The organism is Arsukibacterium sp. UBA3155 (genome assembly GCA_002364615.1).
In the GTDB taxonomy this organism is placed as follows: domain Bacteria; phylum Pseudomonadota; class Gammaproteobacteria; order Enterobacterales; family Alteromonadaceae; genus Alishewanella.
This window is the reverse complement of sequence record DEYP01000026.1, coordinates 55208-71630: the sequence shown is the minus strand read 5'-3', so window position 1 is coordinate 71630 and position 16423 is coordinate 55208. Positions and strand designations below refer to the sequence as shown.

The following is a 16423-nucleotide window of genomic DNA, read 5'->3' as shown; positions in this document are numbered from 1 at the left end:
GTATTTCCCCTGTGTTTTTGCAGTTATTGATTCTTTTACGCTGCTATATGGCAGCATTTACATACACATCGAAACGGTTGTTTTTGCCGGTAACGGCCATAGTGGGCGCTTTATCTGCCAGCCAGCCTGCGTACCCCGGCCGCTTTACCACCACCCGTTTTTGTGCCAGCTGCAAGGCCGGCGCCAGTAAATTATCGGCATCGTCATCACTACCAACCACATCGTGAAAGGCGCGCATTTCTTTTTTAACCTGAGCCGATTTCTCTCTTGCCGGAAACATCGGGTCCAGAAACACGACATCTACCGCAGCGCTATTTTTAAGCGCCTGCATTGCCGGACAATGACACAGCTGCATGCGGCCGGCTACGCTGCTTAACATGGGATCAGCCACTGCGCGGCGCAAGCCATCTGCCAACAGCGCGGCAACAGCAGGATTACGCTCCACCAGGGTAACTGATGCGCCAAGACTGGCCAGCACAAAGGCATCCCGGCCCAGGCCCGCGGTTGCATCCAGCACGCTTAACTGCGTTTTTTTATTCAGCCCCACCGCTTTGGCAATGGCTTCGCTTTTACCGCCACCGTGCTGGCGCCGGTAACTGCTGGCGCCACTGGCAAAATCGACCAGGATCGCGCCTTGCTTTGGTAAGTGGCTGTTTTGCAACACCAGAGCACCTTGTTGCATACTCAGGTACCAGCCATCTGGCTCTGTCGTTATACACAAGCCGAATTGCTGTTGAAGTTGCTGGCGGTAATCGGTGCTTAACTCAGCACTTTGCAATAGCGAAATGGCGGACATCAGCGCTGCATCCCGGCATGGTTCTCACCACAGCTAAATGCCACTATCTGGCTGATTTCCTGCAAACTTAATCCTGATTGTTGCTGCCACAGGTTAAATTGCTGCTGAATTTGTTTTAAGCTGCGCTGACTGTTTATTCCACCGTCAAATACGCCATAAGCGCGCAGGTAGCCTTCAATATCCTGAGTCAGTAAAAAGGTATCTTTGCCCATGGCACGCAACGCGTAAGGCCCGGTATTACCGCCAAGCCGGGCTCCGTGTTTTTTTAAATAGGCCCAAAGCCCAACAATGTTGTCGCTGGGCCAGTCGGCGATAAAACTGGCAAAGCTGGGGTGGTGCTGCTGAACATCGTAGATCATCAGTGCATTATCACGAATGGTGAAAACCTTATTTAAATTACGGATAATGCGCGGATCAGCCGCTTTTAGTTCCAACATTTCATCACTGAGTAGCAGGATCTTTTCAACATTAAAATCGAAAAATATGTCACAAAAACCCGGCCATTTCTGCCGGACTACCCGCCAGACAAAACCGGATTGAAATACTTTTTTAGACAGCTCAGCCAGCCACAGGTCATCGGTTACCGTCGCCAGTTTAGCCGGTGCCAGCGGCTTACTAACTAATGCCTGTAGTGCCGCTTTACCGCCTTTGCGCTCACAAGCACGGCGATAAATTGCTGCAAAATCTTCTACTGTGCCTGCCATACTGCCCTTGTTGATTGCTACTGCTTAATAACTGTTGTTTTTTACCAGTTTGCACTGGCCGTCAGATAACTCTACTGCCGGCTTCGGTACTACGGCGCAGTCAGACATCCGGCCCAGTCGCATATTTTCAGCTTGAGCTGCCGCGTTATAGGCGGCAATTTTTTTCAGTATTTCGGCTTCATTGCCGCCTTTGGTTGAGTACGCAACATATTGGGCTGGTCCACCGCAAGGTTTATGGCCAAAGCCGGCAATCCGGCACTGGTTGTTATCATCGGCACTGGCATCGCCAATAGCACTTAAGGCCTGGCGCCGCAGGACATCGACGTCCTGATCTGCTGTTAATGTCATTTGTTTTTCCTTCGCTTTTACCGCAGCAATCGGATCTTGCTGCGGATCGATGGCTTCCACTAATGGCTCAGGTGCCAGTTGTTCGGTATTTGCCGCCTGACCTTGCTGACAGCCGCTGACACCCAGCAGTAACACCATTAGCGCTAGTTGATATTTCATAATTACCTCCCTTTTCGATTCATCCTGACAGAGCAAAACTGAATAAGCAATTAATTACCTGTTAACAACTTAGCCTGCTATACCCATATGTCGCAGGAAAGCTTCGTTAGAAGGTTCACGGCCACGGAAACCTTTAAATAGCTCCATCGGTTCGGCACTGCCGCCGCGCTCTAACACCCATTTTAAAAAATCCTGACCGGTTTGGGGATTAAATACGCCTTCTGCTTCAAACCGGCTGAACGCATCTGATGACAGTACTTCAGCCCATAAATAGCTGTAATATCCAGCGCCATAACCGCCAGCGAAAATATGGCCAAAACCATGCTGAAAACGGTTAAAACGGGGGGGTACAATTACCGACACCTGGCTGCGTACCTCATCCAGTAATTGCTGCACACCGTTGCCGTCTTTACTATTGGCCGTGCCGCTGTATTCACTGTGTAAGCGCATGTCAAATAACGCGAACTCCAGTTGCCGCACTATAAACAGGGCCGATTGAAAGTTCTTCGCCGCCAGCATTTTCCTTAACATTTCATCAGGTAATGCTTCGCCGGTTTGATAATGGCCGGCGATAATTGCCAGGGCCTCTGGTGCCCAGCACCAGTTCTCCAGAAATTGACTGGGTAATTCTACCGCATCCCAGGCAACGCCATTAATGCCAGCAACAGCGGCCGCATCAACTTTGGTCAGCATATGGTGTAAACCATGGCCGAACTCATGGAACAAGGTCACCACTTCATCGTGGGTAAACAACGCCGGCTTGCCACCGACCGGCTTATTAAAATTACAGGTTAAATAGGCTACCGGGCGTTGGATGCTGCCATCTGGCAAAATACGCCGGCCCTGACAATCGTCCATCCAGGCACCACCACGCTTTTGGCTGCGGGCATATAAATCCAGGTAAAAACTGCCGCGCAGCTCGCCCTGACTATCGGTAATATCATAAAACCGGACATCAGGGTGCCAGACATCAACGTCAGTGCGCTGGGTCACGGTTAAACCAAACAGTCGGTTAAGTACCTTAAATAGCCCTGGCACCACTTTGGTTTCCGGGAAATAGGGCCGCAATTGCTCATCCGAAACCGCATATTTTGCTTGTTTCAGCTTTTCGCTGTAATAGGTAACATCCCAGGCTTCAAGCGCAGGTGCGTTAAATTGCTGCTGGGCAAACTTACTGAGTTCAGCCAGATCCTGCTCTGCCTGTGGTTTGGCACGGTGGGCTAAATCGGTCAGAAAATCCAGTACCTGAGCCGGACTGTCTGCCATTTTAGTCACCAGCGACTCCTGCGCCGCATTGCTAAAATCAAGTAACTGCGCCAATTCGTGTTTTAAGGCCAGAATTTCTTCAATGACCTCACTGTTATCAAACTGGCCAGCATGCGGTCCCTGATCAGATGCCCGGGTGCAATAGGCGCTGTAAAGCTCTTGTCGCAGGTCACGATTATCGGAATAGGTCATTACTGCAATGTAGCTGGGAAACTCCAGCGTAAACACCCAACCGCTTAACTCGCGGCTTTGCGCTTCTTCTGCCGCAGCAAGCCGGGCGTCTTCTGGCAGGCCGCTGAGCAGGCCCTCGTCGGTAATATGTTTAAACCAGGCCTGGGTAGCATCCAGGGTGTTATTGGAAAATTGCGAGCTTAAATCAGACAAGCGACTCTGAATGTCGCCATACCGTTGTTTCTTGTCATCAGACAGGCCAATGCCTGACAGCTTAAAATCGCGCAATGCATTGGTAATAACTTTCTGCTGCGCCTGAGTTAACTCGGCAAACTCGTCACTTAAACTTAAGGTCTGATACGCCTGATACAAACCCTCGTGCTGGCCCAGCCAGGTGCTGTACTCCGATAACAGCGGCAGGCAGCTTTCATAGGCCTCACGTAACTCGGGGCTGTTAAGTACTGAGTTTAAATGCGATACCGGTGACCACAATTTACCCAGCCGTTCGCTGTCATGCTCGAGTTGGGTAATCAGGGTTTGCCAGCTGATGTCACCCGCAGCAAGTAGCTGCTCCACCGCCTGACGCGCCTGACCAATGGCGGCTTCTACTGCCGGTTTTACCTGCTCAGGTTTAATCTGTGAAAATGGCGGTAAATCCGTGAAGGTAAGTAACGGGTTGTTGCTTGCTGCTGCGGTTTGCTGCTGCGACATAGATTCTGACATAAAAAGTCCTGCGGATGGCTTTGGTTAATGTTGTTTATGTTGGGCTGTAACGGCCATTTGTCAAGGTAGCCTGCAAAGGCTTATCGTGCTTTACCGCATAACCAAGCTTGTTTTTAACCCCCGGCAGTCTTATATCTGGCATAGTGATTAAATATGACAATGAATAAGGGCAAGGTTATGGCACGGCATTTTAATTATCTGGCAATTGGTGCCGGCAGTGGTGGTATTGCCTCAGCAAACCGGGCCGCCATGCGGGGCGCCAGTGCTGCAGTTATTGAAGCTAAAGCGGTAGGTGGTACCTGTGTCAACGTTGGCTGCGTACCTAAAAAAGTGATGTGGTACGGTGCCCATATTGCTGAAGCGATTAAATATAGCGCCGACTACGGCTTTAACCTGACTGAAAACGGTTTTGACTGGGCTACCTTAGTGAAAAATCGTGAAGCCTATATTGAGCGCATTCATGCCGGTTACCAGCGTGGCTTTGCTAGTAATGGCGTCGAGTATATTGAGGGTTTCGCCCGCTTTGTTAATGCCAACACGGTGGAAGTCAACGGTGAGCAGATAACTGCCGATCATATTACCATTGCTACCGGCGGCCAGCCGTTATTCCCCAATGTGCCGGGCGCGGAACATGGTATCGACTCGGACGGCTTTTTTGCCTTAACCACCCAGCCGAAAAAAGCGTTAGTGGTGGGTGCCGGTTATATCGCAGTAGAAATTGCCGGGGTATTGCACGCTCTTGGCAGCGACAGCCATTTGCTGATCCGCCATGACCGGCCACTGCGCGATTTTGACCCTGATATTACCGATATGCTGCTGGAACGGATGTCGCAAGACAAACTGCAACTGCACAAACACACCAATGTGCTGAATGTCGAAAAAGACAGCGATGGCACGTTAACGGTTTACTGCGATAATGATATTAAGTTTACCAAGGTCGACTGCCTGATCTGGGCCATTGGCCGCGCCCCAGCCACCGCGAATTTGAATCTGCAGGCAGCAGGCGTAACCACCGACAAGCAGGGCTTTATCCGCACAGATAAGTACCAGAATACCAATATTAAAGGCATTTATGCGGTTGGTGATATTACCGGTGAAGCCCAGCTTACCCCGGTGGCCATTAAAGCCGGCCGGCAACTGGCAGAACGTTTATTTAACCCGGCACTGCCCGATGCCCATATGGATTACTCACTTATTCCAACCATTGTGTTCAGTCACCCGCCCATCGGTACCATAGGGCTAACCGAAGCCCAGGCTCGCGAACAATATGGCGATGCCAATATCACAGTCTATCGCTCCGGCTTTGCCGCTATGTACAACGCCATTACCAGCCACCGGGCGCTTAGCCGCTTTAAGCTGATTTGCGCAGGCGAAAATGAAAAAGTAGTCGGCTTACATGGCATTGGTGAAGGCATGGATGAAATACTGCAGGGCTTTGCGGTAGCCATGAAAATGGGTGCCACCAAAGCAGACTTTGATGCAACAGTGGCGCTGCACCCGACCAGCGCCGAAGAGTTTGTGACGCTTAGATAGTCAGCTGTGACGCTTATCATGCTTTATGCTGTTGTTCTCCAGCCTTGAATGCGGTCCAGGCCAATTTAATCAATAAAACCGATTGAGCTGGCCGTAAAAACTAGCTTTAACTGTTTAAAAATCAGGTCTATAGTCATTGGTAACGTTTTAGGGCTCACAGTAAGCCCATCTATAAACCCAGGACAAGGAGCAAGACATGAGCAGTGATAAAGCAAGCGGCGGCGGTAAATGCCCGGTAATGCACGGCGGCAATACCCGCTCTGGCGGGGGCGGCACCCAGAATAAAGACTGGTGGCCAAATCAGCTTAATATCAAAATTCTGCATCAAAACGATAAAAAGTCGAACCCGTTAGGCGCAGACTTTGACTACGCGACTGAATTTAAAAAACTCGACTTAGCGGCGGTAAAACAAGATTTAACCGCTCTAATGACCGACTCACAGGATTGGTGGCCGGCAGATTATGGCCACTATGGCCCCTTTATGATCCGCATGGCCTGGCATGCCGCAGGCACCTATCGCACCGCCGATGGCCGTGGCGGTGCCAGCACCGGTAACCAGCGTTTTGCGCCACTAAACAGCTGGCCCGATAATGGCAACCTGGATAAAGCCCGCCGTCTGCTGTGGCCGGTAAAACAGAAATACGGCAACAAACTTTCATGGGCTGATTTATTTATTCTGGCCGGTAATGTGGCGCTGGAATCAATGGGCTTTAAAACCTTTGGTTTTGGTGGTGGCCGCGTTGATATCTGGGAACCGGAAGAAGATATTTATTGGGGTGCAGAAAAAGAATGGCTGGCAACCAGTGATAAACCCGACAGCCGCTATTCAGGCGATCGTGAATTAGCCAACCCGTTGGCCGCCGTGCAAATGGGCCTGATTTACGTTAACCCGGAAGGCCCGGACGGTAAACCTGACCCGTTAGCGTCAGGCCGCGACATTCGCGACACCTTTGAGCGGATGGCAATGAACGACTATGAAACGGTGGCGCTGACGGCCGGAGGCCACACCTTTGGTAAAGCCCATGGTGCCGGTGATGCCGCGCTGGTGGGTGTAGAACCCGAGGGTGGCGCGCTGGAAGATATGGGCTTTGGCTGGAAGAGCACCTTTAAAAGTGGCATGGGCCGCTACACCATTACCAGCGGCATTGAAGGTGCCTGGACACCCACTCCGACCCAGTGGGATAACAGCTACTTTGACGTGCTGTTTGGCTATGACTGGGAACTAACCAAGAGCCCGGCCGGTGCCCATCAGTGGCAAGCGGTAAATCTGGCGGACAAAGACCATGCGCCAGATGCGGAAGATGCCAGTGATAAAGCAAAACTAATGATGACCACAGCTGATATTGCGATGAAAGAAGACCCGGCTTATCGCAAAATATCCGAGCACTTTCATAAAAACCCTGATGAGTTTGCCGATGCCTTTGCCCGCGCCTGGTTTAAATTAACCCACCGCGACATGGGACCAAAATCACGCTATCTGGGCCCGGAAGTGCCGGCTGACGATTTAATCTGGCAAGATCCGGTACCGGCAGTCGACCATGATTTGATAAACGATGCCGATATTCAGCAGCTAAAAACCAAAATACTGGCATCCGGTTTGTCGACTGAGGAACTGGTGTATACGGCCTGGTCATCAGCCTCGACCTATCGGAATTCTGACTGTCGTGGTGGCGCCAACGGTGCTCGCATTCGTCTGGCACCGCAGAATAACTGGCAGGCAAATCAGCCCGAGCAGCTGAAAAAGGTGCTGACAGCTCTGCAGCAAGTTCAGCAAGCGTTTAACGATGGCCAAAGTGGTAATAAAAAAGTATCACTGGCGGACTTAATAGTACTCGGTGGTGCGGCAGCCATTGAACAGGCAGCAGAGGCGGCTGGCAATAACATTACTGTACCGTTTAGTGCAGGCCGCACTGACACCAGCAGCGAGCAAACCGATGCCGACTCTTTTGATGTGCTGGAGCCGGTAGCCGATGGCTTCAGGAACTATCTATCGCAGGAGTTTAAGGTTACTGCCGAAGAGTTGTTGCTGGATAAAGCCCAGTTACTGAACCTGAGTGCACCGGAGATGACCGCACTGATCGGTGGCATGCGGGCCTTAAATGCTAACTACGATAACAGCAAACTGGGTATTCTAACCGACAGACCGGGCCAGCTGACTAACGATTTCTTTGTTAACCTGCTGGATATGCAGACCCGCTGGGAGCCGGCTAACAGTAATTCAGACAGCTTCAATGGCATTGACCGCAAAACCGGTAAGCAGAAATGGACCGCCAGCCGGGTTGATCTGGTATTTGGCTCTAACTCACAGTTGCGCGCGTTATCAGAAGTGTATGCGCAGGCAGATGCGACACCGAAGTTTTTAACAGATTTTGTTAATGCCTGGGTAAAAGTGATGAACGCCGATAGGTTTGATTTACGCTAACTGCATCTGAAAAAGTAACTTTAAAGCTGTAAGTAAAAACCGCTGCGGGCTTAACCCGCAGCGGTTTTTTTATTGGTTAAGATACCTTATTTATATCGCCAGGATCAGAAGCGGCCCCTTACACCCAGCGCCAGAGATCGGCCGGGTAAGGGTGCTTTGTCTTTTAAAAATGAGCTATGAACCCGTGCTTGCTCATCGGTCAGGTTCTGCCCTTTCAGATAAAGGGTCAGCTCCTGCATACCGACATCGACGCGATAACTGACACTGGCATCCAGCAGGGTATGGCCATCGGTTGGCTGTTCCAGCTCAGCTACCCTGTCCTGTTTAAAGTAGCGGGTGGCCCGGATATCAGCACTGATTGCATCCTGCTCATAGGCGATTTCAGCGGCCAGACGCAGCGGCGGTGTGCGGGGTAAGTCACCGCCGTTCTGCAGGCGGGCGCGCACATAGTCACCCTGCAGAGTCAGTTTAAATGGATCATTAACCTGCCAGATATACTGTGCTTCCAAGCCATGCAGGATGACGTCAGCAGCGGTGAACAGATAAACCGGCATTTCGTCGGTATGTTGCTCACCATGCTCATCAACGGGTTCTGCCGGCATACCGGGTTGCTCTGCATGCTCTTCTTCATGATGTTCTTCGGCGAACAGACCAGTATTTTGCTGGTAATAGTAGTTATTAATCCGGTTATAAAACGCATTTAACACGAAGCCAGTATTGCCGCTGAACTTGCGCAGGGTAATATCCAGATTATTTGACTGTTCCAGTTCAAGCGGTTGAGTATTGAGGGCAAAACCTTCATCGTCCTGCACAAACAGCGCACCAATTTCATAAGAAGATGTACTGATATGCGGCCCGAATGACAGCAATTCTGCCGCTGACGGTGCCCGTTGCGAGTGCGAGACTGACAGGCCAAGGTTATAACCGTCAGTAAAATCCCATACGGTACCGGCTGATAAGCTATAAGGTGTAAAACGTTGTTTTACTTCGAAAACCCGGGCGTGTTCTATGCCCTCGTCATGTTCAAGCTCATGTTCATGTTCGTCACTGTGATCATCATGGCCGTGTGCTTCCAGCTCAGCTAACAACACATTTGGTGCGTCCAGGGTTACCCGCTCAATGCGGGCGCCCAGTTGCAGCAACCAGTTGCCAATATGCCGTTCTTCCACCCAACCCACTGCCAGCATTTCAGTTTCTGATGGCGGGGTAAAGGCTTCTTCACCCTGTGCCTCAAAGTCACTGAATTTATAATGCAGGCTTAAACCACCGCGCCATTCCAGAAACGTTCGGTGTAAAATTTCAAGCCGCGCTTCATGGCTACGGTTTTTAAAAGTGGTACCAATCTCGCCAGCTTCAATTTCAGCGTGCTGATAATCAGTGAAAGCCAGTTTGGTGTTAACCGAGCGGATAAAACCTGTTGCAGAATTAAGCTCGCTTAGCAGCTGCAACCGGTTTTGAGTTAAATCGGCGTATACCTCTTCCTCTGCGCCATGTTCCTCATGATCGAGGTCTTCATGTTCATCATGGCCTGCTTCTTCATGACCACCGTGCGAATGCCCAGGAATACCGTACTCACGGTCTAACCGGCCATAAGAGACACCAATAAAACCATCGTCCAGCAGCAAGCTGCCGCCAAGGGTAAAACCTTTCGCCGTTGCGGCGGTATTATCGACCCGGCCTTTTACCGCGTCTTCATCCGGCTGTGCTTCAGCAAAACCCGGAATGTTGTAGCTGTCGTTATCGCGCCAGAAACCATCAACATAGACCGCAACATTATCAACCCCGGTTACCAGAGAACCTGATGCCAGTTTCTCGTCGTTGACAGAATTTCCCTGTAGCATCCACTCGGCGCGGGTGGTGTTATTGGTAGGAATACGCTCATCCACCACATTTACCACGCCACCAATAGCGCCACTGCCATAAAACAAGGTTGCCGGGCCGCGCAATACTTCTATCTGGGTAGCGGTGCTGGTCTCGCTCGCTACGCTGTGATCGGGACCAATTCGGGACGCATCGCCGGCGTCCAGGCCATTCTGGGTAATTAATACCCTTGGGCCGTCCAGGCCACGAATAATCGGGCTGCTGGCAACGTTGCCATAAAAGTTAGAATGCACCCCTACTTCATTTTTCAAGGTATCGCCCAGGGTTGACGCCTGGTTCATTTTCAAAGCATCACCGGCCAGCACGCTCACCGGCAACGAAGACTCAGTAGCCGAGGCATGAAACGGGCTGGCAGTAACATCAATGACTTCTATGGTGCTACTAAGCAAAGTCAGACTAACGTCAGTTAAGCCCTCTGCTGGCACCGTAAAGTGGAAATTCCGGTGACCGAAACGGCGTGCTTCAATATGCAATTCGGCTTCGCCGGGACGTAAGTTGGAGACGGTAAAACGCCCCTCTGCATCGGTGACTACCTGTTGGTTTTCGCCTACCACAGTCACTTCGGCACGGGCCACCGGTTTGCCGTTTTCATCTGTGACCACGCCAGAGACAGAATCCGCCATGGCCTGGCTGGCCAGTAAGCTGGCCGCAACAACAATGGCTACATTGGTTTTTCTAAACATGTTGATCCCCAAAAAAATACCGGTTTTTATTCCAGTCGCTGGCAACACTTGCGGTTGTCTGAATTATTCTCAGCGAGCAATTGCTATGTTATAACATTTTTGCTTGTTTTGTTATACTATAACATAGTTTTTTTGACAGCAATCTGTCGTGGCATTAAACCGGTAGAAAATTCAGGCAGGGACGGTATCAAGATTAAATTGGCAACGCCCGGCTGGGCGTTGCAGAAATGACGTTATTTATTGTTCAGCCATCTGCTGTAAAAACTGCAGGCGCTGCCGATCTTCAGCGCTGGCCTGAAAAGGCTCATCGCTGAGCTGGCTGAGTGAAAAAAACTCCAGCGGATATTCGCTTTGTTCACTGTCGCCATAGCGGGTTAGCTCACCGGGCACGGCGGGCCGGCGCTCCAGTACAAAACTGCTGAGGATATAAGGGCCTTCTTGCTGACGCAGCACCGGTTTGTAAGCTCGCAGTATCAACTCAGTTTCACCTTCACTTAGTTTTGCAGTTGTCGTCAGTAGCGCCAGCGGTTGACGTTTTTCAGTAAATAAATTGGCGCGCAATCGGTAATAGCCTGCCTGCTCCACATCAAGCTTTACCGGAATAAGCATATCGCTGCCCACGCCACGACTGGAACCGACGCCGGTAATGGTAGCGACAGGATGACTGTAGACAAAACCGGTTTTCAGGGTTTGCTCACGGCCATTAGCACTAAAGGTAATGCTGACTTCCAGCGGTCCATCCCAGTTATCTTCCGGCTCCAGCTCGACCTGCCAGTTTTGTTCAGCACTCCCTAGTTCAGCGCCCCCTTGTCCAGCACTAGCGGTGTTCTGCATCGCCTCAGTGGCCAGCAATTTATCAGTTTGCTCACTATGCAGCTGCACGCTAACGCTATGGATGGTTAAGCCACTTACCTGCAGAGCTACCGGTATCGGCTCAGGATAGCTGAAGCGATACTTTGGCAAGACGATGGCTGCACTAGCGCCACCCTCAAGTGGTACCTGTTGAGGCACATAGTTATTAGGATTTAATAAATGACTGTCATCCGGACTTAATGGCCTTGAATAACCAGGGTACTCAAGCTCACTGGCATAAGCGCTGGCCATCAGCTTAAAGCTTTCTGCTATAGGTTCCGGTACCCGCTCGGTAACCGTAATGGTGGGGGCATTGTCTGGCGCTATGTCGCGCGCTGCAGCAGGCTGCATTGGCTTAGCCTCTTCTGCCGGAGCAACAGCCGGCGCTATTGTTGCCACCGGCGCTGGCCAGAAAAACCACAGGCCTGACAGCAATGCTGTCAGGCCCAGTACTAAAACGATGATTTTTTTCACTGCTTAAACCATACCTGTTAGTTTGCCGCCTGATATACCAGCGCTGACATGCTGGTATTGTTCGAGTTACGTACTACCCGGTAACGTGAACTGAAAATCCACCAGCCCCGCGTTTCATCGTAGGTATTAAACTGCAAGCGGTCGTTATTGGTATAAGTGGCGCTGCTGCCCGCCGCAGTGACTTCATCCTGTACCCGGTTTTCAATTAAGCCACCATGACTATAGCCTTCGCTCATTAGCAATGGATAATGGTATGGCATAAAGTTACGCACGCCGCTGCTCTGACTTGCCAGCTTGCCGTCAAAGGCGACACTGCGCGAGCAACTGTTAAAGCTACCGGCGGTTGAGGCACCACAAGCAGAGTGGCTGGCAACGACACCGTCATCCTCACCCGGTAAAAATACGCCGGTAGCCCCCAGGAAATCTGAGCCGGCACCAACAAAGCGTAAACGGGGTACCCGGCTGTCAGGAAAGGCGGCCAACTGGCGGGCACTGTTCACCCGTAAGTCGTTCAGCACACCTACTGTACTGGCATTGGGTATTTCGCCCAGCCAGGCAGCCAACGCCAGGCGTAAGGTAAAGTCGATTAAACCTGAACCGCTGGCGACATTAACCGCTAAATCAGCAAGCTCGGAGCCACCGCCGGCACCGGCAAAGTCAAAGGTAGCGACAATATTCAGCGGTTGCAGGCCGGCATTTTGCAGCCACAGTGCCTGGTTATCAATCAGGTAACGGGTTACTAAGTCACCGGTGGAATGAGAAACAAAAATACAACCATTAGCGCAGGTACCGTTACGTGACATTTGCTGCAGTTTCGGCCAGACATAATCACTGGCTATTTTACCGGCAACCCGCTCATGGGCCGGCCAGTCAATCCGCACATCGGCGCGATCGCGCCAGTAGGCCTGCCAATACGCCGCACCGTCGCTGCTCACTTCAGTGGCATTGGGCCGGCTGGCCAGCTGGTCAGGTTGTAAACCATGCACCAGTACTACCGGATAGCCACCTACAGCGGCAGCAAGATTAAAACTGACAGCTAAGCCGCCCAGTAAAGCTGCACTGAGCAGCCCGCTTAATTTTTTCATCACAGATCCTCGTCTTTATCTTATTTTTATTAACGAAGGCGTTAATTGCCCCCGTCAGACTGGTAATGCTGTCCAGACTCAGTGAACAAAAATAGAACAGCTGTCGCTGAGCGCAAGAGCTGGTTTTAGGAACATCGGGAGCAGGCCGGGCGCTTTAACTGGCTGGCTGTTTTAATAAACTGTTGCCCGAAAACTTGGCAGCTCAGTGGCGCAGCATTAACAGGCACTGAACTAACAGGATATGGCTAGTGAGTGCTAACAGGCGTTTAAAGTGATTACTCAAACTATTTTTGCAAAACCAATAAAAAACGCAGCCGAAGCTGCGTTTTGCTGATAAATCTTTACTTACTGGGTTTTCATCTGCCGATGAAACTCAGCCAGATCAGTAATCACCTGCTGGCCCTCGAGTGTTGCAAAAGGTTGCTGACTAAAACCGGTACCACGCATTTGCACTGAAATACGGGCAGCATCGTTACTTAGCAACGTCTGCTGATAGAAGGCCTTTATGTCTTGCAGGCTTAGCTTTTCTACTTCAGCAATTAACTTTTGCTTACTGTCGAAGGCAAACTTCTCCTGATACCAATCGCTGATCAGCGGTGCCATTTCTTCCTGCAGATTTTTTGGCGGCTCTTTTAAACTGACCAGCAGGCTTTGCTTTAACTGCTCGAAACCCTCGTTATCCAGTTGTTGCAGGCTCTGCCAATATTGTTGTTTAAACTCGTCAAACCGCTGCTGCATATCCACCACCGACTTAACCGGGGTTTGGATATATAAGCCAAAGCCGGTGTAGTCTTCAATGCTGACTGCGGCGCCGCCTACCGCATAGGCTAACTGCTCTTCGGTACGCAGGGTGTCAAACGCTTTATTAGAAAAATGGCTTTGCAGCAGCCGGCCACGCGCCAGTTGTTTAACTGACGGATCAGGATGGATATGCATATCAACAATAGCGACATCGGCCACCACTAAATCCTGCTGCAGGCTGATAACCTGGCCTGGTGCTGGCTGCCATACCGGGCTGCGGGTGTAAGGCACTGTAGTCCGCTCTGCCGGCAGCGCGGCAGCAACGGTGTTGACCAACGTTTTGACATCGTCCTGATTATAATTGCCAAAGGCAAAAATCCGCACCTGATGCTTCGCCAGTGTTTGCTGCATAAACTGCTGTAAGTCTGCTGCCGTTAATTGCTCTGCACTGGCAACTAACTTCTCGTTGTTGTAGTTGCCGCCGCGATACAGACTGTTAAACGCCATAAACGCCTGTTGAAATGGGAAACGCCGTTCTAAATTGCGAATACCGCGCACATAACGGTCAACCGCCTGGCTAAAGCGCTCGGCTGTGACATCTGGCGTTAATCCTGCCAGCGCCTGCTGCAGCAATTGTGGTTGCTTGTCGGTAAAGCCACCAAGATTCAGTAGCAAACCATTAGTATCAGTCAGGTTTAAATCCATACCTGCCACTGATGCTTCAGTAGCCAGCACACTTTGCTCTAAATTATAGAGATCCTGCCACAGCGCAAACATCACTTTGGCCTTAATATCCTGCTGCGCAGCCGGGCTGTTTAAAAAGATACTTACCCGGCCACGGGGCTGACTGGCAAACTCCTGACTGGGATATAACCAGGCCTTAATCCCTTTATCTTCCACCACCAGTTCTGGTTTATCAGCCTGCACCGGCTTGCGTAAGTCAAAGTTTTCAGGCAACAGGCGGTTTACCGCCGGTAAGTTGGTCGCTACCGGGCTTTGCTGCCAGCTGGCCATTTCCGCTGCACTAATGTCGGTAATTTTGTAACGTCCATCATAGAAGTACAACTCGCTGTCTGCCGGTTCCTGCTGACTGATATACCATACCCGCAGATTCTCAGGTTGCAGCTGCTGCAGCACCCGGTTAATCGCAGCTGCGTCAAACTTCTCGTAATGGTACGCGGCATTTACTGCATGTTTAGCTGGCACAAACTGCATGGCGTGGGCCAGGTTAGAGACATAACCAAAACCATCGGTTTTTTCCAGAAAACGAAAACGGTTCGCCAAACTGGTTTGGATCTCGCTGAAATATTTACTGTCCACCCCTTCTCTTTTAATCAACTCCAGATACTGCATCACGGTAGCAATAATGGCTTCACGCTGCGCCATACCCGCATCGGTTAAGCTAATGTCAACGGTCAGGTTACCGTAGTTGCCATAGGCACCCGGATCAGCACTGGCTGACAACGATGAAATTAAGCCAAGTGCTTTCAGCTGCTGAGCAGGCGAGCCTGGCATTTCAGAACCCAGCAGGTAAGTAATAAACTCGTTGGGTTTCACCGCAAACTCGTCGCTGTTATTGGTGATGGTAAAGTCCAGTTTCAGCTGCTTTACATCTTCATTTGGTACATAGTGAATGCGTTTGGCGCCAAAGTTGTGATAATTCAGCTCATCTTTTACCGCCGGTTTGGCAATTTCTTTGTTTTCAATGGCAGCAAAGTGTTTGCGGGCTAACAGCTCCATTTCAGCCAAGGGTAAATTGCTTAGCAAAGACAGTTTCATGGTATTGGCAGAATAATATTGCTGATAAAACTTAACGGTTTCTGCATGCAGATTACTGTTTTCCTTATCGCTTAGCGTTTCCAGGTTACCGATTAAAAACCGGTTGGCCGGGTGAGCGCCAAACATACTGCGGGCAAGTTTAAACTGGCCAAAAAAGTCCATTTCCCGGCGCATCGACCACTCAGCATTAACGGCATTACGTTCTTTCTCGGTGTACTCCGGTAACAATAGCGGAGCTTTAAAGAAATCAGAGAAACGATCCAATGCTTCATCGTATGACGGATTATTTATCTGAAACATGTAGTTAGTAATATCCAACCAGGTGTATGCATTGGCAGCACCACCATTTTGCGACATAAAGCCATTATAAGAGGCAGGATCGGGGTAGCGCTCTGTTCCCATAAACAATAAGTGTTCTAAGTAATGCGCCATACCCTGCTGGGTCATCGGGTCTTGCAACAAACCAACCCCAACACTGAGTGACGCCGCTGATTTCTCAGTAGTGGGATCAGACACCAGAATCACTTCCAGTTTATTTGGCAACACCAGGGTTTTGTATTGCCGCTCGTCATTAGGGCTCACCAGTACCTTACCGGGTACTTGTTGCTGAACGCGTTGCTCTGTGGTTACTGCATTGCGCTCTGCGGCACAACCTGTCAGCACGGCCAATGCTACAGCACTGATAACAAATAACTTTTTCATTAGGGTACCTGTATTTTTGTTTTATTCGGATAAATGTGAAATTTTATAATATCCAATGTAATAAAAAACATTATCAATAGGCAAGCAAACGGCCTGCATAGCAG

General features: G+C 50.5%; 10 protein-coding genes. 2 read left to right on the top strand and 8 right to left on the bottom strand.

What is annotated here, in order from left to right; translation table 11 throughout:
• Positions 1–43 precede the first annotated feature (43 nt).
• The 4 genes from B2X65_RS14210 to prlC all read right to left on the bottom strand — a co-directional run bounded on the left by B2X65_RS14210 (position 44) and on the right by prlC (position 4167).
• A complete protein-coding gene (locus B2X65_RS14210) occupies positions 44–796 on the bottom strand; it encodes a class I SAM-dependent methyltransferase (protein WP_290613644.1) in 753 nt (250 codons plus the stop codon).
• On the bottom strand, positions 796–1500 hold the full coding sequence (locus B2X65_RS14205) for a DNA-3-methyladenine glycosylase I (RefSeq protein WP_290613642.1): 705 nt from the start codon (positions 1498–1500) through the stop codon (positions 796–798). Before B2X65_RS14205 ends, B2X65_RS14210 begins: the two co-directional genes overlap by 1 nt.
• Before the next feature lie 24 nt (positions 1501–1524).
• Positions 1525–2007 (bottom strand): hypothetical protein, encoded by a 483-nt coding sequence (locus B2X65_RS14200; RefSeq protein WP_290613640.1) that lies wholly within the window; start codon positions 2005–2007, stop codon positions 1525–1527.
• Between the two features lie 69 nt (positions 2008–2076).
• Positions 2077–4167 carry an oligopeptidase A gene (prlC, locus tag B2X65_RS14195; protein WP_290613638.1) on the bottom strand — a complete coding sequence of 697 codons (2091 nt, stop codon included), beginning with the start codon at positions 4165–4167 and terminating at the stop codon, positions 2077–2079.
• Between the two features lie 177 nt (positions 4168–4344).
• Here prlC and gorA point away from each other — a divergent pair, with 177 nt between their 5' ends.
• Both gorA and katG read left to right on the top strand, forming a co-directional pair.
• Complete coding sequence (gorA, locus tag B2X65_RS14190; protein WP_290613845.1) at positions 4345–5700, top strand: glutathione-disulfide reductase; 1356 nt, start codon at positions 4345–4347, stop codon at positions 5698–5700.
• 196 nt (positions 5701–5896) lie between these two features.
• Positions 5897–8122, top strand: coding sequence for a catalase/peroxidase HPI (gene katG / locus B2X65_RS14185; RefSeq protein WP_290613636.1), 2226 nt, complete (start codon positions 5897–5899; stop codon positions 8120–8122).
• 104 nt (positions 8123–8226) lie between these two features.
• Here katG and B2X65_RS14180 read toward each other — a convergent pair whose 3' ends face one another.
• From B2X65_RS14180 to B2X65_RS14165, 4 genes are all read right to left on the bottom strand, one after another.
• Positions 8227–10686, bottom strand: coding sequence for a TonB-dependent receptor (locus B2X65_RS14180; protein ID WP_290613634.1), 2460 nt, complete (start codon positions 10684–10686; stop codon positions 8227–8229).
• Positions 10687–10923: 237 nt separating this feature from the next.
• The gene (locus tag B2X65_RS14175) at positions 10924–12012 is read right to left on the bottom strand and encodes a hypothetical protein (RefSeq protein WP_290613632.1); all 1089 of its coding nucleotides are present in this window, start codon (positions 12010–12012) and stop codon (positions 10924–10926) included.
• Between the two features lie 17 nt (positions 12013–12029).
• Positions 12030–13097 (bottom strand): hypothetical protein, encoded by a 1068-nt coding sequence (locus tag B2X65_RS14170; protein ID WP_290613630.1) that lies wholly within the window; start codon positions 13095–13097, stop codon positions 12030–12032.
• Between the two features lie 345 nt (positions 13098–13442).
• Positions 13443–16319, bottom strand: a complete 2877-nt coding sequence (locus B2X65_RS14165) for an insulinase family protein (RefSeq protein ID WP_290613628.1) — start codon at positions 16317–16319, stop codon at positions 13443–13445.
• Positions 16320–16423: the final 104 nt, after the last annotated feature.